The sequence below is a fragment of the Pseudomonas sp. 57B-090624 genome, assembly GCF_003234055.1.
In the GTDB taxonomy this organism is placed as follows: Bacteria; Pseudomonadota; Gammaproteobacteria; order Pseudomonadales; family Pseudomonadaceae; genus Metapseudomonas; species Metapseudomonas tohonis.
The window spans coordinates 1-22,957 of record NZ_QKRU01000040.1; the positions used below are offsets into that span (position 1 = coordinate 1).

The following is a 22,957-nucleotide window of genomic DNA, read 5'->3' on the forward strand; positions in this document are numbered from 1 at the left end:
GCAGGGCGCGCGACGAGCCCGACCCCCGCTTCACCCTGGCCAACGAACGTACCTTCCTCGCCTGGATACGCACCGCCCTCGCCCTGCTGGGCGGCGGCATCGCCGTCGAGACTTTCGCCGGGCACGCCTTCGAACCCCGCCTGCGGCTGGTCATCACCCTCGGCCTGCTGTCGCTGAGCCTGCTCATCAGCCTCGGCGCCTGCCTGCGCTGGCTGGCGGTGGAGCGCGCCCTGCGCCATCGCCGCGCCCTGCCCCTGCCGGCCCTGGTGCCGGCGCTGGCACTCGGCTGCTGCGTGGCGGCGCTGGTCCTGGCCGGGCTGTTCTGGCCGCGCTGGCATGGGTGAGACCCAGGCCGAACGCACCGAACTGGCCTGGCGCCGCACCCAGCTCTCGCTGCTGGTGATCGCCTGCCTGGCCCTGCGCGGTGCCGAACCGACGCTGGCCCTGCTCGCCCTCGGCAGCGCCGTCGCCCTCTGGCTCGGCCAGCGCCCACGCTACCGCCACGGCCTCGCCATGCTCCGCGACGAACGCGGCCGCCCCCGCACCGCCGCCGTGCTCGGCACCGGCCTGGCGATGGTGGCGATGACGCTGCTGGCGATGGTGAAGGCCGCGATGACGGGCTGACCCGCATCCCCGGGCTGAAGCCCGGGCTACGCAGGCGGATGCGATGGGCAGTAACCGGACCGCAGAGCGTGCACCTGGAGTTCGCCGGAAGCAGCGTGCGGCGGTCTTGAGAACGGCGCTTTGAAGGCCATTCTGGATGCCTGGAACGCCCATCTGCGTTAAGTGTTGCTGGATGATTTCGAGTTCAGTTGATTGCCGAGCTTTGCTGATGGCTTCTGTTTCGCCTTGCCGGGCGAGTTTCTTTCTTCAGTCGCCAGGAAAGGAACCAAAGAGGCTTGCCCCTGCATACGGCCGACTGCGTCGGGTTCCCTCGCTCCATCATCGTTTCAGGGGCACGCCGCGAAGGGCCATCCCTGGCCCATCGCGGCTCTCGCGACATCCATGTCGTTCAACCCATGAAACGATGATTACGCTCGGCCTCCTGAAGGGGCGTCTGGCGGCTTTCGTAGGATGGTGTAGAGCGAAGCGAAACCCATGCGGTGGGCGTGCCAGGAATCCAGAATGGCCCTGAAGGCGCCGCTCTTGAACCTTTGCATTGAATCCACAACAGCTAACGCAGACAACACCAAAGAACTCACTCCTGCGGGCTTCCCCAATGCGCAAGCACCCTGCCCACCGGCCCCGGCGGGCATGACGCGGGGTTCAGGGGGTGACGAGGTTGAACTGCGGGTTGGGCTCGTCCAGCCCGCCGAGCAGCCGCAGCAGCTTGATCCGCCCCTGCTCGATCTCGATGCCGCCGATCATCGACTCCTTGAGGAAGCCCGTCTCCTTGAGGGCGATGCGGTCGAGCAGCGCCTTGGTCATGCTCAGGCTGACGTCCGGCTCGGCATGGCGCGCGCCGTTGCGGTGGGTGAGCACGCCGTTGCGCAGGGTCAGGGCGTAGTCCTCGCCCAGGTCGCTGAAGCGCCAGTTGATCAGCAGGTCCTCGTCGGCCGCCTTCATCGCGTCGATGCGCACCGCCAGGTAGTCGAAGAACATACTCGGGGTCAGCGCCCGGACCATGTCCGGCGCGCTGTTGCGCGCCTTGGCACGGGCCACCCCCTGGCGCAGTTCCAGGGCGCCGCTGAGGTAGACGTTGCGCCAGGTGGCGTTCTCGCTCTGGTAGCCGAGCTGCTCCAGGGTGTCGGCCTGCAGCTCGCGCGCCGCCGGGTTGTCCGGTTCGGCGAAGACCAGGTGGTTGAGCAGCTGGGCCGCCCAGCGGTAGTCGCCGCCTTCGACCGCCTTGCGTGCCCCGGCCAGCACCGCGCCGGCGCCGCCCATGGCCTCGACGTAGCGCTTGCCCGCCTCTTCCGGCGGCAGCGGGTCGAGGTTGGCCGGGTTGCCGTCGTAGAAGCCCATGTAGCGCTGGTACACGGCGCGCACGTTGTGGCTGAGGGAGCCGTAGTAGTCGCGGCTGTACCACTTGCCGGCCAGGCGCGGCGGCAGGGTCGTCAGCTTCGCGGCGATCTCGGTGGGCGTCAGCCCCTGGTTGATCAGGCGCAGCGTCTGGCTATCGAGAAAGGCGTACATGTCGCGCTGGTCGGCCAGGTACTCGCGGATCCGCGCGCCGCCCCAGGTCGGCCAGTGGTGCTGGGCGAACAGCACCTCGGCCTTGTCGCCATAGCGCACCAGCGCGTCGTCCAGGTAATGCGCCCAGACCTTGGCATCGCGCACCAGGGCGCCGCGCAGGGTCAGCACGTTGTGCTGGGTGTGGGTGGCGTTCTCCGCCATGCACAGGGTCTTGAACTGCGGGAAGTACAGGTTCATCTCCGCCGGAGCCTCGGTACCGGGAGTGAGCTGGAACTCGATCTCCACGCCGTCGACGATGCGGGTCTCCACCGCCTGGCTGATCACCTCGCTGGGGGCGATCAGGGTCACCGTGGCGTTGCTCGGCGTGCCCTTGCCCAGGCCCGCGTCCACCTGGCCCCGTTCGCCGCGCGGCAGCAGCGCGCCGTACATGTACTGGGCGCGGCGCATCATCGCCGGGCCGGCCAGCACGTTCTCGCTGACCGCGTGCTCGAAGAAGCCGTCCGGGGCGATCACCCGCACCTTGCCGGCCTTCACGTCGGCCTCGTCTATCACCCCGCGCACGCCACCGAAATGGTCGACGTGGGGGTGGCTGTAGATCACCGCCACCACCGGCTTGCGCGGACGGTGCCTGTAATACAGCTCCAGGCCGGCGCGGGCGGTCTCAGCGCTGATCAGCGGGTCGATGAGAATCAGCCCGCTGTCGCCCTCGATGAGGGTCATGTTCGACAGGTCCATGCCGCGCACCTGGTAGATGCGCTCGCGCACCTCGAACAGCCCGGCGATGTTGTTCAACTGGGCGATGCGCCACAGGCTCGGGTTGACGCTGGCCGGCGCATCATTGCCATCGAGGAAGTTGTAGGCGCGGCGGTTCCACACCGCCTTGCCCTCGGCGTTGGCGATGACGCCATCGAAGGGCTCCAGCAGGCCGCGCCGGGCGTCGTCGAAATCGGCGGTGTCGGAGAACGGCAGGCGCTGCAGCCAGGACTGGTTCAGCTCGGCGGTGATGGCCGTGGCGGGCTTGCCGGGAGCGGCGGAGTCGGCGTGCACGGTGCCGCAGGACAGGAGCGCCAGGGCGATGGCGCTGAGACGGGAAATGGGCATGAAGGGGCTCTTTCTGGTCTTGTTGGAATGAGCGACCGCAACGGACGCCGCCCGACTGTAGGGAGCACGGCGCGCGCCGACCAATACCAGAGGCGCATGCCCCCCATGCCGCACTGCGATGCCCCGCAATGCACGACGCCTCCCGAAGGAGGCGTCGTGGTCAGGCCCTGGCGGTGTTCAGCGCAGGTCGAAGCGGTCGAGGTTCATCACCTTGGTCCAGGCGGCGACGAAGTCCTTGACGAACTTGTCCCCGGCATCGGCGCTGGCATACACCTCGGCGATGGCACGCAGCTGGGCGTGGGAGCCGAACACCAGGTCGACGCGGGTGCCGGTCCACTTCAGCTCGCCGGTCTTGCGGTCGCGCCCCTCGTAGCTGTTCGCCGAGGCCGGCTTCCACTCCACGCCCATGTCCAGCAGGTGGGTGAAGAAGTCGTTGGTCAGGGTTTCCGGGCGCTGGGTGAACACGCCGTGCCTGCTCTGTCCGACGTTGGCACCGAGCACGCGCAGGCCGCCGACCAGCACGGTCATCTCCGGCGCGGTGAGGGTCAGCAGCTGCGCCTTGTCCACCAGCAGCTCCTCGGCGGAGACGCTGTAGTGCCCCTTGAGGTAGTTGCGGAAGCCGTCGGCGATGGGCTCGAGGAAGCCGAAGGACTCGACGTCGGTCTGCTCCTGGGAGGCGTCCATGCGCCCCGGCGAGAACGGCACGGTGATGCTGTGCCCGGCGTTCTTCGCCGCCAGCTCGACGCCGGCGCCACCGGCCAGGACGATCAGGTCGGCCAGGGAGATCTTCTTGCCACCGGCCTGGGCCGCGTTGAACTGCGCCTGGATGCTCTCGAGCACGGCCAGTACGTTCTTCAGCTGCTCCGGCTGGTTGGCTTCCCACGAACGCTGGGGCTCCAGGCGCAGGCGCCCGCCGTTGGCGCCGCCACGCTTGTCCGAACCACGGAAGCACGAGGCCGCGGCCCAGGCGGTGGACACCAGTTGCGACACCGAGAGCCCCGAGCCCAGCACCTTGGCCTTGAGCGCGGCGACGTCGGCGTCGTCCACCAGCGGGTGGTCGACGGCCGGGATCGGGTCCTGCCACAGCAGTTCCTCGGCGGGCAGCTCCGGGCCCAGGTAGCGGGCCATCGGGCCCATGTCGCGGTGGATCAGCTTGTACCAGGCGCGGGCGAAGGCGTCGGCGAGCTGGTCCGGGTTGGCCAGGAAGCGCCGCGAGATCTGCTCGTAGGCCGGGTCGAAGCGCAACGCCAGGTCGGAGGTGAGCATCGAGGGCGCACGGCGCTTGGCCGGGTCGTGGGCGTCGGGGATCTTGCCGTCGCCGGCGCCACCCTTGGGCCGCCACTGGTGCGCGCCGGCCGGGCTCTTGGTCAGCTCCCACTCGTAGCCGAAGAGGTTCTCCAGGTATTCGTTGCTCCAGCGCGTGGGCGTCGAGGTCCAGGTCACCTCCAGGCCGCTGGTGATGGTGTCGCCGCCCTTGCCGCTGCCGAAGGCGTTCCTCCAGCCCAGGCCCTGTTCCTCCAGGCCGGCCGCTTCGGGCTCGGGCCCGACGTTGTCGGCCGGGCCGGCGCCGTGGGTCTTGCCGAAGGCGTGGCCACCAGCGATCAGCGCCACGGTCTCCTCGTCGTTCATGGCCATGCGGCCGAAGGTCTCGCGGATGTCCCGCGCGGAGGCCACCGGGTCCGGGTTGCCTTCGGGGCCTTCCGGGTTCACGTAGATCAGGCCCATCTGCACGGCGGCCAGGGGGTTCTCCAGGTTGCGCTGGCCCTGGCCGGTGCGGCTCTCTTCCTGGCCGTGCTTGCCGGGCTCGGCCACCAGGGTGCCGTCGCCCGGCTCCTGCACCGCCCTGGTGTTGCCATAGCGCTCGTCACCGCCCAGCCAGACGGTCTCGGTGCCCCAGTAGACGTCCTCGTCCGGCTCCCACACATCGGGGCGGCCGCCGGAGAAGCCGAAGGTCTTGAAGCCCATGGACTCCAGGGCGACGTTGCCGGTGAGCACGATCAGGTCGGCCCAGGACAGGTTGCGCCCGTACTTCTGCTTGATCGGCCAGATCAGCCGGCGCGCCTTGTCCAGGCTGACGTTGTCCGGCCAGCTGTTGAGCGGGGCGAAGCGTTGCTGGCCGGTGCCCGCGCCGCCACGGCCGTCGCCGGTGCGGTAGGTGCCGGCGCTGTGCCAGGCCATGCGCACGAAGAGCGGACCGTAGTGGCCGAAGTCGGCGGGCCACCAGTCCTGGGAATCGGTCATCAGCGCGTGCAGGTCGCGCTTCACCGCCTGGAAGTCGAGGCTCTTGAAGGCCTTGGCGTAGTCGAAGTCCGGGTCCATCGGATCGGACAGGGAGGAATGCTGGTGGAGGATCTTCAGGTTCAGTTGCTTCGGCCACCAGTCACGGTTGCTGGTGCCGCCGCCAGCGGCATGGTTGAACGGGCATTTCGATTCGGTCGACATCTGGATCCACCTCGGGTCGCGTGTGCCCCTCTGCCCGGGGTCGGAACGGTCGCGCCGGCCGCCGTCTGCGGAGTGGCGGTCGACGGATCGCACGGTTCCACGGATGCACGGTGCAGCGATATTCCAACAGCGGGCAGCAGGGCTCTGTTGTTATCCCTTCATCAGGTCTGGCGCGGGACCGAGCCCAACGCTAGAGCAAGACTAGACCTCCATTGGAGGAGGTCTAATAGAGGCAGCATTGAAGGTCGATAGTCTGGCTCTTTCAGCCGTTGCGCCCCGTGAAGTAGGGCCTTGGGCCGGGTGCCGACGAGCGGCCACCGGCGTGCAGATGGTGGGCCGTCGCGGCGCCGGGAAATTGTGCCGTTGTGCTTTTTTCGCCACGGGTCCCTCAGGCCGCCCCGCTCCCCGCCCGTTGCGCGAACCGCAACCCCACGCGCGCCTTCAGTGCCAGCGACAGATCCAGGAGCAGCGCCAGGACGATGGCGCCCAGGGCGACGGCGAACAGCGCCTGATACCTGCCGCCGCTCGCCGAGAACAACATCGAGTAGCCATAGCCGGCCAGCGCCTGGAAGGTGGCGAAGGACACCGTCGCGCGGCTCCAGGTGGCGGTCTGCCGAGGGTGGTCGGCCACCAGCTGGTGCACCCGCGCCAGGGCCAGCGGCACGATGCCCGGCGGGAAGGAGCCGATCAGCAGCGCCGCCGCAGCCAGCACGCGCAGGTCGCCGGACTCCAGCAGCACGCCGAGGGCGACGGCCTGCACCGCCAGCACCAGGCGGATGGCCCTGCGCGCGCCCAGGTGGTCGGCGAGGAAGCCGTACACCACAGGTCCGAGCGTCGCCCCCAGGCCGTACAGCGTCCACAGCAGCGCCCCGGCGTGGTGGCCGGCCCCCAGGCTGCGGCTCACGTAGTCCACCAGGAACATCATCGGCGCCACCAGGCCGACCGCCATCAGCGCGTACTGCGCGAACAGCAGGTGGACGCCGCCTGCGCCACCGGGTGCGGGCGACGGCGCCACGTCGGCCAGGTGCGCCCCCTCGCGAGGCCAGGCCCACCAGCTGGACAGCGTCAGCAACGCCGCCACCGCGCCGAGCCCGACCCAGGCCTGGCGCAGGCCGGAAGACAGCAGCAGCGGCACCAGGGTCCCGGAGCCGGCGATGCCCAGGCCCAGGCCGAGAAAGATCGCGCCCCCCGCCAGGCCCCGGCGCTGCGGCGGCACCCGCGGCAGGATGGTACTGGCGGCCAGCACCATGATCACGCCACCGGAAATGCCGGAGAACAGCCGCCAGGCGAAGAACCAGCCCAGGGACAAGGGCACCGCGCAGGCGAAGAACGACAGGGTCACCAGCAGCATCATCGCGCGTAGCACGGCGGGGCTGGAGAAGCGCCGGGCCAGCGGCCGACCGGCCAGGGCACCGACCAGGTAGCCCGCGAGGTTCGCCGCGCCGAGGTAGAACACCGCCGAGGCGGAAAACCAGTGCGCCTCGATCAGCGCGGGCACCAGCGGTGTATAGGCGAACCGGGCGAGCCCGATACCCACCAGGCTGGCGCACATGCCCGCCCAGATGGGCAACCAGGGCGAGCGGCGGGAGGATGCGAGTGACGGGGCGGAATCCATGATGACCTCTCGGGTGACGTGACGGCGTCGCGATGAGAGGAGGATAAGCCGGTGGAAAGATGAAATAATGCAGCGTTTTCCAACCACAGCCATGCATTTTTGCATCAAGCAGGAGCCCCGGATGAACTGGGACGACGCCCGCATCTTCCTCGCCCTGTGCCGCGAACAGACGTTGCGCGGCGCCGCCCGCGCGCTGGTCGTCGACCAGGCCACCGTCGGCCGCCGGCTCGCCTCGCTGGAACAGTCCCTGGGCGCCACGCTGTTCCTGCGCACCTCGGCAGGCTACGCCCTGACCGCCGCCGGCGAGGTGGCGATGGCCGCCGCCCTGGACATGGAAGCCTCCGCCGCCGACCTGCAGCGGCGCATCCTCGGCATGGACGACCGCCTGGCCGGCGTGGTGCGGGTCACCACCACCGAGTCCTTCGCCACCGACTTCATCATCCCGGCCATGGCACGCATGCGCCTGGAGCACCCGAACATCGAAGTGCAGCTGCAGGCCTCGACGCAGATGCTCAACCTGACCAAGCGCGAAGCGGACATCGCCGTGCGCAACCAGAAGCCGGACAACCCCGACCTGGTGGTACGCCGGGTGGCGCGCTGGAGCGCGGGCCTGTTCGCCACGGCGGGTTACCTGCAGGCACATGGCACCCCCGAACCGGGGGCGTCCTTCGCCGACCACGACCTGGTGCTCTACCAGCCCTACCTGGACAGCGGCAAGGACGTGACCCTGGCGTCCGAGCCCATCGGCAACGGCCGCATCGCCATCACCTGCACCTCGGGCCTGATGGTGCGCCATGCCGTCGCCAGTGGCCTGGGGCTGGGCGAGATACCCCTGCCGCTCGGCGCGCGCGATGGACTGGTGCGGGTGTGGGAGGAACGCGAGATCCGCCCCTACGACGTCTGGCTGGTGACGCACAAGGACGTGCGCCATACCGCGCGGGTGCGGGTGGTGATCGACGCCATCGCCGAGGCCTTCGCCACGGCGACGGACTGAAGCCCAGTGGGCCGGCCACCCCTGCGGGCGGCCGGACGCGCGGTCACTGCGCGAGGAACGCCAGCAGGTCCTCGTTCAGCTGCTGCGCGTGGGTCACGGCGAAGCCATGGGGGGCGCCTGCGTAGACCTTGAGCAGCGCACCGGGGATCGATTCCGCCGCCAGCTTGCCGGTGGCCTCCAGCGGCACGATCTGGTCGTCGTCGCCGTGGATCACCAGGGTCGGCACGTCGACCTTGGCCAGGTCGCCGCGGAAGTCGGTGCCGGCGAAGGCGGTCACGCAATCGAGGGTGCCCTTGAGCGAGGCCAGCAGGGCGATGTTCAGGGTCTGGGTGAGCACGCCCTGGGAAACCTGCTGGCCATGGTTGATGCCGTAGAAGGGCGCGGCGAAGTCGGCGATGAACTGCGCGCGGTCCTTCAGCAGGCCGTCCTTGATGCCATCGAACACGGCCTGCTCCACACCCAGCGGATGGTCGGCGGTCTTGCCGAAGATCGGCGTCACCGCGCCCAGCAGCGCCAGCCTGGCGACCCGCCCGGTGCCGTGGCGGCCGATGTAGCGGCTGACGTCGCCACCGCCCATGGAGAAGCCCACCAGGGTCACCTCGTGCAGGTCCAGGTGCTCGATCAGCTGGGCGATGTCGTCGGCGAAGGTGTCGTAGTCGTAGCCGCTCCACGGCTGGCTGGAACGACCGAAGCCACGGCGGTCGAAGGCGATGGTGCGGTAGCCGCGGCTGCTCAGGTACTGCATCTGGTATTCCCACATGTCGGCATCCAGCGGCCAGCCATGGCTGAACAGCACGGGCTTGCCGCTGCCCCAGTCCTTGTAATAGATCTCGGTGCCGTCACGGGTCACGAACGTCGTCATGCAAACCTCCAGTTGAGCGTGGGTTGGAATCGTCATCGATGGGTGTCGACAGGTCATTGGCAGCCGTCGAGACCACCACTATCCACCGCCATCGGACAGCGGGATTGCACGCATGTGCTGCACTGGCAACGCCCCTGAGAAGTTGCCTGCCGGGCAGGCGCCAACGGCTCTGCAACGCGCATTGCGGCGCGCACAACAGCTCAGCACACCGGTGCAATATCGGCACCGGCGGCTTTGCCATAGTGGTTCGAGCTTCGCCGGTGTCCGCCGGCGATCATCGTCGTATCGCCATCCACGAGGAGACCTCCATGGCCACCGCTTCCGCCGTTCCGGGCAAGACCCTGCTCAACCCGCTGGACCACACCCTGATCCTCATCGACCACCAGTCGCAGATGTCCTTCGCCACCCAATCCATCGACGCGGTGACCCTGCGCAACAACGCCGCCCTGGTGTCCAAGGCCGCCCGGGAATTCGGCGTCGCCACCATCCTCACCACCGTCGCCGAGAAGAGCTTCTCGGGGCCGATCTTCGACGAGATCAAGTCGGTGTTCCCCGAGCACGAGGTGATCGACCGCACCACCATGAACACCTGGGAAGACCCGCGCATCGCCGCGGAAGTGAACCGCCTGGGCAAGAACAAGATCGTCCTCGCCGGCCTCTGGACCTCCGTCTGCATCGTCGGCCCGGCCCTCTCCGCGCTGGATCAGGGCTTCGAGGTCTACGTCATCGCCGACGCCTGCGGCGACGTCTCCGACGAAGCCCACGAGATGGCCCTGCAACGCATGATCCAGCTCGGCGCCCGCCCCATGACCTCGCTGCAGTACCTGCTCGAACTGCAACGCGACTGGGCCCGTGGCGAAACCTACGACCAGACCGTGAAGACCTCCATCGAACACGGCGGCGCCTACGGCCTAGGCCTGATCTACGCCAAGACCATGTTCAACGCCTCCGAAGGCCACTGATGCACCCGGGGGGCGGCGCTGCCGCCCCCACCTCCGCCACAGAGGACGCCAGGTGACCTACGCCCCCCGAACCCTCGCCGGCCTCCTGCTGCTGGCCGGCAGCCCCGTGCACGCCGACACCACGCCGCTCGCCGACTGGTCGCTGCTGGCGCGCAACTACCTGCTGGACAACGAATTCCGCTCCACCTCGCCTTCCGGGCAGGCCTACCGCCGCGAATGGGCCCAGGGCTTCATCGCCAACCTGGAGTCGGCCCTCACACCGGGCACCCTCGGCCTCGGCGTCGACCTGCACGCCTTCCTCGGCCTCAAGCTCGACGGCGGGCGCGGCCACGCGGGCACCGGCCTGCTGCCCCTGGACAGCGACGGCGCCAGCGAGCGCGAGTACGCCAGCGCCGGCGGCGCGCTCAGGCTGTCCTTCGCCGACACCCTGCTGCGGGTCGGCGAGATGACCGTGGAAACCCCGGTGCTCGACACCGCCGACAAGCGCCTGCAACCCGAATACGCCACCGGCTGGTTCCTCGACAGCCAGGCCCTGGAGGCGCTGCGCCTACAGGCCGGGCGCTTCACCGCGTTCAGGAACCAGGCCGCCAGCTCCGGCCACGATGACTTCGACGGCTACGGCGCCAGTACCCGCCACGGCGGCATCAGCCTCGCCGGCGCCCGGTGGGCACCGGCCGGCTCCCCCCTCGGCGGCGCGCTCTACGCCTCGCAACTGGATGACACCTGGCGCCAGGCCTACGCCAACCTCAACGGCCGCCTCGGCGACCTCGCCCTGGACGCCAACCTCTACCGCACCCGCGACACCGGCGAGCGGCGGGCCGGGCGCATCGACACCCTCGCCTACAGCCTGCTGGGCCGCCTCGCCCTGGGCAGCCACGCGCTGAGCCTGGCCTACCAGAAGATCCAGGGCGACACACCCTTCGACTTCGTCGGCGGCGACTCCATCTACCTGGCCAACTCCATCAAGTACGCCGACTTCAACGGCCCCGGCGAACGCTCCTGGCAGGCGCGCTATCAATGGGACGCCAGCGCCGCAGGCTGGCCCGGCCTCACCCTCTCGGCCCGCTACGTGCGCGGCAGCGGCATCGACGGCAGCCACGCCCCGCAAGGCGGCGCCTACGCCCCGTTCGACGATGCCAGCGGCCGCTTCCAGCCCCAGCAGGGCAGCGGCGGCCGCCACTGGGAGCGTGATCTCGACCTGCGCTACACCCTGCAATCCGGCCCCGCCCGCGATCTCGCCCTCAGCCTCGCCCACGTCACCCACCGCGCCAACGACGCCCAGGCCGGCGCCGACATCGACCGCCTCTACCTGATCGTCGAATACCCGCTGGGCGGCAGCCTCTGACACGCCCGCTGTACAGGATGAAGGGCGCCTTCCCTTCCACCCGCGGGGCCCGGCATGACCCCGGATGGTGGACCGATGGCGCGTGGCCCACCCTGCATCCCGGGTCGGTCCGACGTGGCCGGTGGCGGGCCATCGCCAATCAATTCGCTCCTGCGGGGAAGCACTCAGCACTCCTGTACAAGGAGCCGCCCCGCCACCTGTGATTGACTGCCCCGTGGCCGCCCGAGCCGGGCCGGCCGGTCACACGAACCCCACGCACAGGCATGAGCATGATCCGTCTAGGCAACGCATGGGTGTCGCTGGAGCGGCGCGAAGCCTTCCACGAGGACGCCCCGGTCCGCCTCGGCAGCCGCGCATTCGATGTCCTCGAGGCGCTGCTGGCGGCGCCCAACCGGCTGGTGACCAAGGACGAGCTGATCCGCAGCATCTGGCCGGACACCGTGGTCGAGGAGAACAACCTGCAGGTGCACGTTTCCACCCTGCGCAAGGCCCTGGGGCTGGACCGCCAGATGCTGGAGACCATCCCTGGGCGCGGCTACCGCCTGAACCTGGCGCAGATCACCCGCGTGTCGGTGGGCACCGAAGCCAACGCCGCCGACGCCTACCCCCCCGGCGAGGAGCTGCCGAAGGTCCATGTCCATGTGGTGGACGACGAGCCCGCCGTACGCGCGGCCCTGGTGCGCCAGCTGCGGTCGGCGGGCATCAGCGCCATCGGCCACGAGTCGGCGGAGGCCTTCCTCGGCCACTGCGACTTCACCCTGCCGGGCTGCCTGCTGCTGGACGTGCGCCTGAGCCAGGGCAGCGGCTTCGACCTGCAGGCCGAGCTGATCCGCCGCGAGGCACCGCTGCCCATCGTCTTCATGACCGGCTTCGGCACCATCGACATGTCGGTGCGGGCGATCAAGGCCGGCGCCGAGGGCTTCCTGACCAAGCCCTTCGATGAGCGGCAGTTGCTCGGCAACGTGCACGAGGCGATGCGCCAGGCGGCCGCGCGGCACGCCGAAAGCCGTCGCCTGGCCGCTGCGCGCGAGCGCTACGCGGGGCTGACGCCGCGCGAGCAGGAGGTGTTCCTGCTGCTCCTGGAAGGCTGCATGAACAAGGAAATCGCGGCGCGACTGGGGCTTCAGGAAGTGACGGTCAAGGTGCACAAAAAGCACATCATGACAAAACTGGGCACACGCACGCTGGTGGACCTGCTGCTGGTGGGTAAGATGCTCGGCAGGCTTCCCGAGCCGCATCAACGCAGCGATCCGCAGGCTTGAAAGGGCTCGCGGACATGCTGTCGGTGGCGCCCCCTTCCTCCCACCGTCCAAGGCCCAGCATGCGCGTCGTGTGTGTGATCGACGACGACCCTTCAGTCCGCAAGGGCGTCGCCAACCTCCTCAAATCCGAGGGCTACAGCCCGGTCTGCTTCCAGTCCGGCGAGAGCTTCCTCGCCTCCCCCTGGAAGGAGCAGGCCGACTGCGTGCTGCTCGACCTGTGCATGCCCGGCCTGCAGGGCCAGGACGTGCAGCGCAGCCTCAACGCCCGGGGCAGCAGGGTGCCGGTGATCTGCATGTCGGCCCGCGCCAGCGAGCAGGCCATCGGCCTCGCGCGGCAACAGGGCGCAGTGGGTTTCATCGCCAAGCCCTTCACCGCCGAGGTGCTGCTGGCGGCCATCGGCGAAGCGCTGCTGGGGCGGCCATGACGCCACCGCCGCGCGCCGCCATCGTCCGCCAGGGGGACGCCGACGACCTGCTCGCCTTCGACGAAGAGCGGGTGGCCCGGGCGCGCTGGGAGCGTATCGACGAGCACGATGGCCTGACCCGTTGGCGCCTGCATGACGCCACCTCGCAGCGGCGCTGGCTGCTGGTCGGCGCCGGCCCTCGCGCCTGCGCCAGGGAGCAGGCCCGGCTGGACCGCGAATACGCCATGGCGCCCTGTCTGGACGCCGCCTGGGCCGTACCGCCGCTGGCCCTGCTGACGACGCCGCGCGGCCCCGCGCTGCTGCTCGACGACCAGGATGGCCGCCCACTGTCCGGCCTGATCATGGGGGCGCTCTCGGTGGAGCGTTTCCTGCGCGTGGCGGTCGCCGCCGCCAGCGCCCTGGCCCAGGCGCACCGTCGCGGGCTCGTGCACCGCGACATCCGCCCGGAGAACCTCTTCCTCGGCAGCGACGGCGAAATCCGCCTCACCGGCTTCGCCTTCGCCGTGCTGGGCGAAGGCTGCCCGGACGCCCCCCTGCACAGCACCGACAGCAGCCTCGCCTACCTCGCCCCGGAGCGGGCCGGCCGCCCCGGCGCTCCCGGCTCCCAGCGCGGCGACCTGTACGCCCTGGGCGTGACCTTCTACCGGCTGCTCACCGGCCACCTGCCCTTCAACGCCAGCGACCCGGTGCAGTGGCTGCACATGCACGTGGCCGTGCCCGCCCCCGCCATCGCCCGCTGGCGTCCGGGGCTGCCCGCCGCGCTGGAAGAGCTGGTCGCCTGGCTGCTGCACAAGCAGCCGGAGAAGCGCCCCGAGTCGGCCCTGGCGCTGGAAGCCGAGTTGCGCCGCTTCCTCAACGAATGGCGCGAGCTGGGCAGCATCGGCCGCTCCGACGCCCAGCGCGACAGCTCCCCCGGCCGCCGGCCGAGCGCACCGCTGGTGGGCCGTGAAGCCGAACTGCAGACCCTGCACGCGGCCGTGCGCCGCCTGCAGCGAGGGTGCGGCGGCGCCCTGCTGATCGAGGGCGAGCCCGGCATCGGCAAGACCACCCTGGTGCGCCACCTGTGGCGCAACCTGCCGGCCGACACCCTGCTGTTCGCCAACGGCAAGTGCGAGCAGGCCCGGCACAACCTGCCCTACGCAGTGCTCGCCTCGGCGCTGTCCTCGCTGTTCGCGCGGCTGGTGGGCGAGTCGCCGGAAGACGTGAAGCGCTGGGGCCGGCGCCTGCGCGATGCCGTGGGCGAGCACGGTGACCTGGCCGCCCGCGTGGTGCCGGAGCTGGAATGGCTGACCGGCCCCCTCGGCAGCGCCGGCGCGCCACCGGTGAGCGAGGCGCGGCGCCACCTGCACGGCACCCTGCAGCGCCTGCTGGGGCTCATCGCCCGGGCCGAGCACCCGCTGATCCTGTTCCTCGACGACGTGCAGTGGATCGACCCGGAGAGCCTGTCCTTCCTCGAAGAGCTCGGCCCCACGCTTTTCGACCACCTGCTGCTGATCGCTGCCTACCGCGACGAGCCGCTCGGCGAAGCCTCCCGCCTGCCGGCGTTCATCGAGCGTTGCCGCGCCCTGGGCGCGCGCACCCTGGAGCTGCGCCTGCACCCGCTGGCGGCCAGCGAAATCGCCACCCTGCTGTCCAGCGAACTGGACCTGCACCCCGCCGAGCGCTCGCTGCTGGCCGGGCGCCTCAGCCAGCGCGGCAACGGCAACCCGCTGTACGTGTCGCAGGCCATCGCCGTGCTGCGTGAAAGCAGCGAACGGCCCGAAGCGCCGCCGGCGCTGTTCGACGATGTCGCCGCGATGATGCGCTCGCGCCTGGAGCGCCTGCCCGAGCGCACCCGTCGCGCCCTCGGCCGCCTGGCGCTGCTCGGCAACCACACGCCCCCGGAGGCGCTGGCGCTGGTCAGCGGCACCGACGTGCCGCAGCTGTTCAACCTGCTGCGCCCGGCGTTCAAGGCGGGGCTGGTGGGCGAATACCAGGACGGCCTCGCCTTCACCCACGACGCGGTGTGGGAGTCGGCCCGGGCGCAACTGCCCGAGGCCACCCGCCAGGCGATGCACCTGGCGTTCGCCCAGGCGCTGCTCGACGCCCTGCCCGCCGCCGCCCTGCCCGAGGCCGTGTTCCGCGTCGCCACCCAGGTGCTGGCCATCGGCGGCGAGACCCTGGACGCCTCCCGCCGCCTGGACTTCATCGAACTGCTGATGCACGCCGCGCGGCTGGCCAAGGCCTCCGCCGCCGCTTCCACCGCGCTGGCCTACCTGCACCACGCGGCAGAACTGCTGCGGATGCAGGTGCCGCACCACGAATCGCTGGGCCGCGCCGTGGAGCTGCTCTACGCCCAGTGCCTGATCCTCAGCGCCGACTACACGGCGGCGGAAGCCTGCATCGGCGTGCTGCTGGCCAAGGCCGACGGCCACACCGAGCGCTGCGAGCTGCACAGGCTCAAGTGCGAGATCAGCTGCCTGCGCGGCGACTACGCCGGGGCGGTGCACACCGCCATCGACGGCCTCGCCTCCCTGGGTTTCGCGCTGCCCCGGGACCCCGGCGGCGAGGAGACCGAGCAGGCCTGGCGAGCCGTGGAGCGGGCGCTCTCGGCGCAATCGCCAGCGATCCTCGAACGCCTGCCCAGGGTGCGCGAACCGCAGTTGCTGGCGACCCTGGAGCTGCTCGCCAGCATCGTCATCCCCGGCTCGTTCATCCACCCCAACCTGATGCTGCTGAGCACCTGCCGCCTTCTCGAACTCAGCCTGCAGCACGGCATGAGCGCCGCCGCGGTGCACGCCCTGGCCTGGCTCGGCGTGAGCATCGCCCAGCGCCATGACGCCTGCCGCGAGGGCTTCGAGCTCACCGCCCTGGCGCGGCGCCTGGCCGACCAGGAGGGCTACGCCTCCGCGCGCATCTCCACCCTGGTGGCGCTGGACCAGGTCAGCGCCTGGACCCGGCCCCTGCCCTTCGCCCTGGAATGCGCCGAGACCGCCTACCGCCAGAGCCTGGCCCAGGGCACCCCGAGCTTCGCCTGCTACGCCAACACCCATGTGGTGTCCGACCTGCTGGTGCTGGGCGCCCCCATCGAGCGCATGCTGCGGCAGATCGACTCCGGCCTGGAGCTGGCACGCAACCTGGAGTTCGTCGACGCGCAGACCATCCTCTACACCCAGGCCCTGTACATCCGCCGCCTGGCCGGCGAGGTCGGCACGCCCATCCCCATTCCCGCCCCGGAGGCCATCGCCGAACGCGTCGCGCAGAGCAGCATGGGGCCGCTGCATTTCTGGTGGCAGCTGTTCGAAGGCCTGTTCCACTTCCTCGAAGGCGCCTTCGAGCGGGCCGCCGGCCACCTGGACCGGGCCTGGGCGCTGACCTGGGCAGCGCCGGTGCACATCCACCAGATCGACCTCGCACTGTTCACCGTGCTCAACCGCGCCGCACTGCAGAGCAGCAGCGGCATAGCCCAGGACTTCGAGCAGCCGCTCGGGCGGCTGCGCCTGTGGGCCGGCACCAACCCGCGCTATTTCGCCGACCGCCTGGCCCTGGCCGAAGCCGAGGTGCTGCGCATCGGCGGGCACGACATGGCGGCCTTGCAGCACTACGAGGACGCCATCGCCAAGGCCACCCAGTGCGGTGCCATCCATATCCGCGGCCTGGCCCACGAGCTGGAGGCGCGCCACCTCGCCGCCCTCGGCCTGGCGTTCGGCGCCCAGACCCACCTGCGCCTGGCGCGCGACGCCTGGCGCCGCTGGGGGGCGAAGAAGCTCGCCGACCAGCTGGAGGCGCAGCACGCCTTCCTCCGCGAGCAACCCGCCGTGCCGCCCCCGGGCGCCGTGCTGCCGGGCGCGCAGCAGCTGGACATGGTCGCCATCACCCGCGCCTGCCAGGCCCTGTCGCGGGAGATCGAGCCGGACGCGCTGATCAAGACCCTGCTGGCCAACACCGCCATGCATGCGGGTGCCACCTATGCCGCGTTGCTGCTGGCCGATGCCGGGGCGCTGCGGGTCGAGGCCAGCGGCCTGGCCGACGCCAGCGGCATCGACATCCGCCTGCGGGCCAACCCCACCGCCACCGACGCCGCGCCCCTGAGCCTGGTCGCCCACGTGATGCGCCACCGTGAATCGCTGGTGCTCGACGGCACCGAGGCGCTACGCCGCTTCGAGGACGACCCCTACCTGCTGCGCCTGGAATGCGCCTCGGTGGCCTGCGTGCCGCTGCTCAAGCAGAACGAGACCATCGGCGTGCTCTACCTGGAGAACACCCTGACGCCCGGGGCCTTCGAGCCGGCACGGGTGGACGTGCTGGAGCTGCTGGCGGCCCAGGCGGCCATCTCCCTGAGCAACGCGCGCCTGTACACCGACCTGCTGGCGGAAAACCGCAGGCGACGCCTCGGCGAGGACACCCTGCGCCGCACCCAGGCGCTGATGGCCATCGGCCAGGCGGTAAGCCGCTACAGCACCTTCGTCTGGCGCCCCGCCGAGGAGCCCTCGCCCTGGACACGGCGCCTGGTGGCGGAACTGGGGCTGCCGCTGCCCGGTGGCGGCGATCCGCTGCACGACCCGGCCCTGCTGGTACACCCCGACGACCGCCTGCGCTTCCACACCACCCTCGCCCACGCCGTCGAGCAGCACGAGGCCTTCCGCCTGGAGTTCCGCACCCTCGAGCTGGACGGCGGCCCACGCTACCTGGAACTGGCCGGCGAACCCGACGACGGCGCCGAGACCTTCATCGGCGTCATCTCCGACATCACCGAGCGGCGCCGCACCGAGACCGACCTGCGCACCGCCCGCAGCGAGCTGGAGCGCACCGCCCAGGCCACCGTGCTCGGGGAGCTGGCTGCCTCCATCGCCCACGAAATCAACCAGCCGCTGGCCTCGATCCTCTCCAATGCCGGTGCCAGCATCCGCTGGCTCGAGCGGGCCCACCCGCAGATCGACGACGCCCTGGAAGGCATCCGCGACATCCTCGCCGAAGGCCAGCGCGCGGCGGGCATCGTCACCGCCGTGCGCGCCCTCGCCCGCCAGGCACCTCCCGACCACGCGCCCGTGCAGGTGGACGAGGTGATCCGCTCCGTGCTCGCCATCACCCAGGCCGACATCCACGACAAGCACGTCAGCGTGACCCTGGCGCTGGCCCACGACGCCCGCGCCCGGGGGGATGCGGTGCAGCTGCAGCAGGTCATGCACAACCTCATCACCAATGCGGTGGAAGCCATGCAGTCCCTGCCACCGGGCGCGCGGCGGCTGACCATCGGCTCGCAACGGGTGGGTGGGGAGATCCTGGTGACGGTGGAAGACACCGGCCCCGGCATCGCCGCCGAAGACCAGGCACGGGTGTTCCAGGCCTTCTACAGCACCAAGGCGAGCGGCATGGGCATGGGCCTGGCGATCTGCTCCTCCATCGTCGCCGCCCACGGCGGCACCCTGCGCGCCACCCAGGGGCGCCATGGGGAAAGCCTGTTCTTCTTCACCCTGCCCGCGCTCGGCGAGGCTGAAGGGCGCATTCAGGACGTTTAAGGCTCCCCAAAGGACGCGACGGCAGCGAAGCGGCAGGCTGGTGCCACCTTGCACAGGAGAGCCGCCATGACCGACCTTGCCGCCCCGGTCGCCACCCTCGACCACCGCACCTACGAACTGCTGCTGTCGCTCAAGGACAGCCTCCAGGCCCCCGAACCGGCGAGCGGGCCATCCCTGCAACAGGCCAGCCTGCAACTCTGCGAACACCTGCTGCAGCGCTACCGCGCGCCCCTGCCGGCCCGCTGCGAACGGGTCGCCCTGGCGCCCTGGCAGGAGCGCAAGGCCAAGGAGATCATGGCCGGCAGCCTGTCCTCGCGGCTGTTCATCGCCGAGGTGGCCGAGCAGTGCGCGCTGTCGCGCAGCCACTTCTCCCGCGCGTTCAAGAAGGCCACCGGGCTGTCGCCCCAGGAGTGGTCACTGCACTACCGCATCCGCCGCGCCAAGGAGCTGCTGCTGAACCCGGGCATGCCCATCTCGCGGATCAGCCAGGAATGCGGCTTCTCCGACCAGTCGCACTTCTGCCGCGTGTTCAACAAGCTCGAAGGCACCACCCCGAACAAGTGGCGGCGCTTCCACATGCCCGATATCCAGGCCGCCAGTGCCTGAGCCCTACCCCAAGGGGTAATACCCGGAGGGGTAGACCCGATCGCAGTCGTCGTGAAACGAAGCGAAGTTGCAGCCACAGCCGAAGACCGGCGAGCGGCCTTTGGCGGCTGAAGCCGCTCCTACGGAGGAGCCCCCGCCAATCCCTGGCCCATTACCCGCGACCGCGCTGCCTGTACCCCGCCGGCGACTCGCCCAGGTGCTGGCGGAACACGCGGCTGAAGGACGCCTGGCTGGGGTAGCCGACGTCCAGCGCGATGGCGCCGATGCTCATCGCCGTGCCCAGCAGCAGCTGTTGCGCACGCTCCAGGCGCAGGCGCGTGACCAGGGCGCCGGGCGAGGTGCCGGCGAGCTGGGTGAAGCTGCGCATGAAGCTGGAGCGGGACATGTTCGCCTCGGCCGCCAGGGCCTCCACCGGCCACTCCCGCGAGAGGTCCGCCAGCAGCGCCAGCGCCGCCTTGCCCAGGCGCCGGTCGCGCAGCAGGGCGAAGATGCCCGGCAGGTCCTGGCGCGCTTGCAGGTAGGCGCGCATCACCAGGGTGAAGAGGATCACCGAGAGCCCGTCGACCATCACCTGGTTGGCCACCTCCTCGCCCTCGGCCTCCAGCCGCATCAGCTCCACCACCGCAGCCAGGCGCCCCTCCGGGGCGCCGCCGGCCTGCACCACCAGCACATCGGGCAAGGCCTCCAGCAGGGTCGCACCCGGGCTGTAGTGGATGCGCCCGCAGAGCATCTCGAAGCCCTCCCCGCCCTGGCCGATGCGCAGCAGCGGGATGCGCCCGGGCTCTTGGTACGGGGACGGCGGGGTGCGCACGCGTCCCGTCTGGTCTGCCTGCAACAGGTGGGAGTCGCTACGCGGCAGCAGCAGGATCTCCCCCGCGCGCAGGCGTCGGGGCGGCTGGCCGGCGAGTTCCAGGCGGCACTCGCCGCGCAGCAGGATGTGGTAGCTGGCCTGGCCCGCCGGCAGGCGTGGGTGGTCCAGGGCCCAGTTGCCGTGCAGCTGGCAGCGCAGGTCCAGCACGCCACGCAGGTTGGCCAGGTCGATCAGGTGGTCGAATGCATGCATTGGGACGTTTCGGCAAAGGGATGGGCAGGAATGCAAAACGCCGGGAGCGCGCCAGCGGGAAACTCTCCTCACCGGCCGATTACCGGCCCCGTGCAAAGCTAGGAGAAGCCATCATGCTGTTCAACTGGTCCGACTACGTTCCCGCCGTTAAAAAAGCCTTCGGCAAGCTCGGCAAGTCCCATCCCAAGATGCTCGCCGCCTACCAGGCCCTGGGTGCCGCCGCCAGCGATGGCGACGCGCTCGACGCCAAGACCCGCGAACTGATCGCCATGGCCGTGGCCATCACCACCCGCTGCGACGGCTGCATCGGCGTGCATGCCGAGGCCGCGCGCAAAGCCGGCGCCACCGAGGCCGAACTGGCCCAGGCCCTGGCCACCGCCATCTCGCTCAACGCCGGCGCCGCCTACATCTACTCGCTGCGTGCCCTGGAGGCCTTCGAGCAGACGGCCTGAGGCCGGTAGCTGAAAGACGCCGGAGTCAGAGCAGCACGCCCTTGATCGGCTGCTCCGGCTCGGGCGCCGGCTCGTCCAGTAACTCCAGCACCGTGATCTCGATGTTGCGGCACATGGCATTCAGCGGCAGGTCGTTGGGCTGGGTGTCGAAGGGGTCGGAGATCTGGTCGCCCAGGGCGTCCAGGCCGAAGAAGGTGTACGCCAGCACGCAGACCGCGAAGGGCGTGAACCAGCCGATGGCGTCCACCAGGCAGAACGGCAGCAGGAAGCAGTACACGTGAACGATGCGGTGCAGCATGAGGATGTAGGGATAGGGGATGGGCGTGTTCTTGATGCGCTCGCAGCCGCCCAGCACGTAGGACAACCGGGTCAGTTGCTCGTCGAGGGTGGCCTGGACCATCTCCCCCGCCCCCGCTTCGCGGCTCGCCGCCATCACCCGCTGGCCGATCAGGCCCAGCAGCGCGCTGGGCACGTTGCCCTTGCCGGCCAGTTGCGCGCGGGTGGGCTCGTCCAGCAGGCGCTGCACGTCGGCACCATCGCCACCGCCACGCAGGTGGTCGCGCAACGCATGGCTGAAGGCGGCCAGCGCATCCACCAGCCGGCGGCGCTCGGTTGGCGCCATGGCCGGGGTCAGGCTCAGCAGCTGGCGGGTCAGGTTGCGGGTGACGATCAGCAGCTCGCCCCACAGCGTGCGCGCCTCCCAGAAGCGCTGGTAGGCCACGGTATTCCTGAAGCCGAGGAAGATCGCCAGGGTCAGCCCCCAGAGGGTGAAGGGCGTGGCGGTGAGGATCACCTTGTAGTGATAGAGCGTGCCGTGGGTGGCCACCACCACCGAGCTGATCAGCACGGTGAACAGCACCTTGCGCCAGATGGCCGGGATGATCGACCCCTTGAGGGAGAACAGCAGGACCGGGATCGAAGGATTCTGGGGGCGCGTGATCATCGGATAGGGCTCGGCAGGTACGGCGGGGATGGGCGCAACTATAGAGCCTGGCGACCCCGTTTGGCCTGCGACGCACAGCAGCACCCGAGGTGCGGGCAACGCAAAGTGTACCGCTCCGGCCGTTCGCAACTGAGCATTGATCGGCATCGCTGTATAAAATTCAATACTGCGCTTCGGTACCGTGCCGATACAGCCTTGGAGGGCAAGAATGACTGCATCAGCAGCGAAGGAAGCCGTGGGCGAGCTCTACAGCCTGGACGCCATGAAGTACGCGCAGAGCATGACCTGGCGCGCCATCGAACAGCTTTCGGCGCTGATTCGCCCCGGCATGCTGGAATCCGAGGCCACCGCCCTCGGCAAGCAGGTGCTCACCGAGCTGGGCATGCAGCGCATCTGGCACCCGCTGCTGATCCGCTTCGGCGCCAACACCCTGAAGACCTTCAAGCAGCGCTCCGACGGCGACCTGCGACTCGGCGAGCACGACATCTATTTCATCGACCTGGGCGCGGTGTGGGACGGCCATGAAGGCGACGCCGGCGCCACCTTCACCACCGGCAATGACCCCGAGATGCTGGCCTGCGCCGCCGCCTGCAAGACGCTCTTCGACCAGGTCGAGCGCTACTGGCGCGAAGAACACGTGGCCGGCCAGGAGCTGTACCGCTACGCCGCCGAACAGGCCGAGGCCATGGGCTGGATGCTCAACCTGGACATCAAGGGCCACCGCGTCAGCGACTTCCCCCACGCCATCTACCGCGCGGGCGACCTGGGCGACTTCGCCGCTTGCCCCAACGTCGGCCTGTGGATCCTGGAAATCCAGCTGGCCCACCCGCAGCGGCCCTTCGGGGCGTTTCATGAGGACCTGTTGGCATGACCGACCACACCGACGCCACCGAGTTGCTGTTCTCCTACGGCACCCTGCAGGACAAGGCCGTGCAGCTGGCCAACTTCGGCCGCGAGCTGCAAGGCCAGGCCGACGCCATGCCCGGCTATCGCCAGGACTGGGTGGAGATCACCGACCCGGACGTGCTGCGCAGCAGCGGCAAGACCCACCACCCTATCGTCCAGCCCAGCGACGACCCAGCCAGCGAGGTGGCGGGCACCGTATTGCTCATCACCGCCCGGGAACTGGCGGCTGCCGATGATTACGAGGTCGACGACTACAAGCGTGTACGGGTGACGCTCAAGTCCGGCACCCCGGCCTGGGTGTATGTGAAGGCCTGAGCCGCCCGCCCATCCACGCATGCAGCCCCAAAT

General features: G+C 70.0%; 18 protein-coding genes. 12 read left to right on the forward strand and 6 right to left on the reverse strand.

Going from position 1 to position 22,957, the window contains the following annotated elements:
- Positions 1 to 344 (forward strand): YidH family protein (locus DMX10_RS18970; RefSeq protein WP_111262506.1); only part of this gene is annotated, 344 nt, incomplete at its 5' end.
- Entirely contained in the window at positions 337 to 624 is a 288-nt protein-coding gene (locus DMX10_RS18975) for a DUF202 domain-containing protein (protein WP_111262507.1), read from the forward strand. The genes DMX10_RS18970 and DMX10_RS18975, both read left to right, overlap by 8 nt.
- A 642-nt stretch (positions 625 to 1,266) precedes the next feature.
- Here the strand turns inward: DMX10_RS18975 and DMX10_RS18980 are convergent.
- The 3 genes from DMX10_RS18980 to DMX10_RS18990 form a co-directional block, all read right to left on the reverse strand.
- Positions 1,267 to 3,234, reverse strand: coding sequence for an alkyl/aryl-sulfatase (locus tag DMX10_RS18980; RefSeq protein WP_111262508.1), 1,968 nt, complete (start codon positions 3,232 to 3,234; stop codon positions 1,267 to 1,269).
- Positions 3,235 to 3,411: 177 nt separating this feature from the next.
- The gene (katG, locus tag DMX10_RS18985) at positions 3,412 to 5,676 is read right to left on the reverse strand and encodes a catalase/peroxidase HPI (protein WP_111262509.1); all 2,265 of its coding nucleotides are present in this window, start codon (positions 5,674 to 5,676) and stop codon (positions 3,412 to 3,414) included.
- A gap of 388 nt (positions 5,677 to 6,064) precedes the next feature.
- Entirely contained in the window at positions 6,065 to 7,291 is a 1,227-nt protein-coding gene (locus DMX10_RS18990) for a YbfB/YjiJ family MFS transporter (RefSeq protein WP_111262510.1), read from the reverse strand.
- A gap of 121 nt (positions 7,292 to 7,412) precedes the next feature.
- Between DMX10_RS18990 and DMX10_RS18995 the strand changes: the two genes are divergently transcribed.
- Complete coding sequence (locus DMX10_RS18995) at positions 7,413 to 8,285, forward strand: LysR family transcriptional regulator (RefSeq protein ID WP_111262511.1); 873 nt, start codon at positions 7,413 to 7,415, stop codon at positions 8,283 to 8,285.
- Between the two features lie 43 nt (positions 8,286 to 8,328).
- Here DMX10_RS18995 and DMX10_RS19000 read toward each other — a convergent pair whose 3' ends face one another.
- Complete coding sequence (locus DMX10_RS19000; RefSeq protein ID WP_111262512.1) at positions 8,329 to 9,147, reverse strand: alpha/beta fold hydrolase; 819 nt, start codon at positions 9,145 to 9,147, stop codon at positions 8,329 to 8,331.
- 308 nt (positions 9,148 to 9,455) lie between these two features.
- Here DMX10_RS19000 and DMX10_RS19005 point away from each other — a divergent pair, with 308 nt between their 5' ends.
- From DMX10_RS19005 to DMX10_RS33250, 6 genes are all read left to right on the forward strand, one after another.
- Entirely contained in the window at positions 9,456 to 10,109 is a 654-nt protein-coding gene (locus DMX10_RS19005; RefSeq protein WP_111262513.1) for a hydrolase, read from the forward strand.
- Between the two features lie 52 nt (positions 10,110 to 10,161).
- Complete coding sequence (locus DMX10_RS19010) at positions 10,162 to 11,454, forward strand: OprD family outer membrane porin (RefSeq protein WP_111262514.1); 1,293 nt, start codon at positions 10,162 to 10,164, stop codon at positions 11,452 to 11,454.
- A gap of 269 nt (positions 11,455 to 11,723) precedes the next feature.
- A complete protein-coding gene (locus tag DMX10_RS19015) occupies positions 11,724 to 12,716 on the forward strand; it encodes a response regulator (RefSeq protein ID WP_111262558.1) in 993 nt (330 codons plus the stop codon).
- A 59-nt stretch (positions 12,717 to 12,775) separates the two neighbouring features.
- On the forward strand, positions 12,776 to 13,141 hold the full coding sequence (locus DMX10_RS19020; protein ID WP_178082981.1) for a response regulator: 366 nt from the start codon (positions 12,776 to 12,778) through the stop codon (positions 13,139 to 13,141).
- Positions 13,138 to 18,639 (forward strand): AAA family ATPase, encoded by a 5,502-nt coding sequence (locus DMX10_RS19025; RefSeq protein ID WP_111262515.1) that lies wholly within the window; start codon positions 13,138 to 13,140, stop codon positions 18,637 to 18,639. The genes DMX10_RS19020 and DMX10_RS19025 overlap by 4 nt, the downstream gene beginning before the upstream one ends.
- Positions 18,640 to 18,705: 66 nt before the next feature.
- Positions 18,706 to 19,245, forward strand: a complete 540-nt coding sequence (locus DMX10_RS33250; protein WP_111262516.1) for an AraC family transcriptional regulator — start codon at positions 18,706 to 18,708, stop codon at positions 19,243 to 19,245.
- Between the two features lie 151 nt (positions 19,246 to 19,396).
- Here DMX10_RS33250 and DMX10_RS19035 read toward each other — a convergent pair whose 3' ends face one another.
- Positions 19,397 to 20,308: an AraC family transcriptional regulator gene (locus DMX10_RS19035; RefSeq protein WP_111262517.1), complete on the reverse strand. Its 912-nt coding sequence runs from the start codon at positions 20,306 to 20,308 to the stop codon at positions 19,397 to 19,399.
- Positions 20,309 to 20,421: 113 nt separating this feature from the next.
- On the opposite strand from DMX10_RS19035, the gene DMX10_RS19040 reads away from it, so the two are divergent.
- A complete protein-coding gene (locus DMX10_RS19040) occupies positions 20,422 to 20,760 on the forward strand; it encodes a carboxymuconolactone decarboxylase family protein (protein ID WP_021220047.1) in 339 nt (112 codons plus the stop codon).
- 25 nt (positions 20,761 to 20,785) lie between these two features.
- Here the strand turns inward: DMX10_RS19040 and DMX10_RS19045 are convergent, their stop codons facing one another.
- Positions 20,786 to 21,703, reverse strand: coding sequence for a bestrophin family protein (locus DMX10_RS19045; protein ID WP_043242100.1), 918 nt, complete (start codon positions 21,701 to 21,703; stop codon positions 20,786 to 20,788).
- Positions 21,704 to 21,911: 208 nt separating this feature from the next.
- On the opposite strand from DMX10_RS19045, the gene DMX10_RS19050 reads away from it, so the two are divergent.
- Both DMX10_RS19050 and DMX10_RS19055 read left to right on the forward strand, forming a co-directional pair.
- A complete protein-coding gene (locus DMX10_RS19050) occupies positions 21,912 to 22,574 on the forward strand; it encodes a M24 family metallopeptidase (RefSeq protein WP_111262518.1) in 663 nt (220 codons plus the stop codon).
- A complete protein-coding gene (locus DMX10_RS19055) occupies positions 22,571 to 22,924 on the forward strand; it encodes a gamma-glutamylcyclotransferase family protein (protein WP_111262519.1) in 354 nt (117 codons plus the stop codon). The genes DMX10_RS19050 and DMX10_RS19055 overlap by 4 nt, the downstream gene beginning before the upstream one ends.
- The last annotated feature ends 33 nt before the right edge of the window (positions 22,925 to 22,957 follow it).

What these genes read in the sequence shown, in the direction of transcription:
- DMX10_RS18975 (WP_111262507.1), top strand. Translation starts at nt 337, where the DNA reads ATGGGTGAGACCCAGGCCGAACGCACCGAACTGGCCTGGCGCCGCACC.
- DMX10_RS18980 (WP_111262508.1), bottom strand. Translation starts at nt 3,234, where the DNA reads ATGCCCATTTCCCGTCTCAGCGCCATCGCCCTGGCGCTCCTGTCCTGC.
- katG (WP_111262509.1), bottom strand. Translation starts at nt 5,676, where the DNA reads ATGTCGACCGAATCGAAATGCCCGTTCAACCATGCCGCTGGCGGCGGC.
- DMX10_RS18990 (WP_111262510.1), bottom strand. Translation starts at nt 7,291, where the DNA reads ATGGATTCCGCCCCGTCACTCGCATCCTCCCGCCGCTCGCCCTGGTTG.
- DMX10_RS18995 (WP_111262511.1), top strand. Translation starts at nt 7,413, where the DNA reads ATGAACTGGGACGACGCCCGCATCTTCCTCGCCCTGTGCCGCGAACAG.
- DMX10_RS19000 (WP_111262512.1), bottom strand. Translation starts at nt 9,147, where the DNA reads ATGACGACGTTCGTGACCCGTGACGGCACCGAGATCTATTACAAGGAC.
- DMX10_RS19005 (WP_111262513.1), top strand. Translation starts at nt 9,456, where the DNA reads ATGGCCACCGCTTCCGCCGTTCCGGGCAAGACCCTGCTCAACCCGCTG.
- DMX10_RS19015 (WP_111262558.1), top strand. Translation starts at nt 11,724, where the DNA reads ATGATCCGTCTAGGCAACGCATGGGTGTCGCTGGAGCGGCGCGAAGCC.
- DMX10_RS19020 (WP_178082981.1), top strand. Translation starts at nt 12,776, where the DNA reads ATGCGCGTCGTGTGTGTGATCGACGACGACCCTTCAGTCCGCAAGGGC.
- DMX10_RS19025 (WP_111262515.1), top strand. Translation starts at nt 13,138, where the DNA reads ATGACGCCACCGCCGCGCGCCGCCATCGTCCGCCAGGGGGACGCCGAC.
- DMX10_RS33250 (WP_111262516.1), top strand. Translation starts at nt 18,706, where the DNA reads ATGACCGACCTTGCCGCCCCGGTCGCCACCCTCGACCACCGCACCTAC.
- DMX10_RS19035 (WP_111262517.1), bottom strand. Translation starts at nt 20,308, where the DNA reads ATGCATGCATTCGACCACCTGATCGACCTGGCCAACCTGCGTGGCGTG.
- DMX10_RS19040 (WP_021220047.1), top strand. Translation starts at nt 20,422, where the DNA reads ATGCTGTTCAACTGGTCCGACTACGTTCCCGCCGTTAAAAAAGCCTTC.
- DMX10_RS19045 (WP_043242100.1), bottom strand. Translation starts at nt 21,703, where the DNA reads ATGATCACGCGCCCCCAGAATCCTTCGATCCCGGTCCTGCTGTTCTCC.
- DMX10_RS19050 (WP_111262518.1), top strand. Translation starts at nt 21,912, where the DNA reads ATGACTGCATCAGCAGCGAAGGAAGCCGTGGGCGAGCTCTACAGCCTG.
- DMX10_RS19055 (WP_111262519.1), top strand. Translation starts at nt 22,571, where the DNA reads ATGACCGACCACACCGACGCCACCGAGTTGCTGTTCTCCTACGGCACC.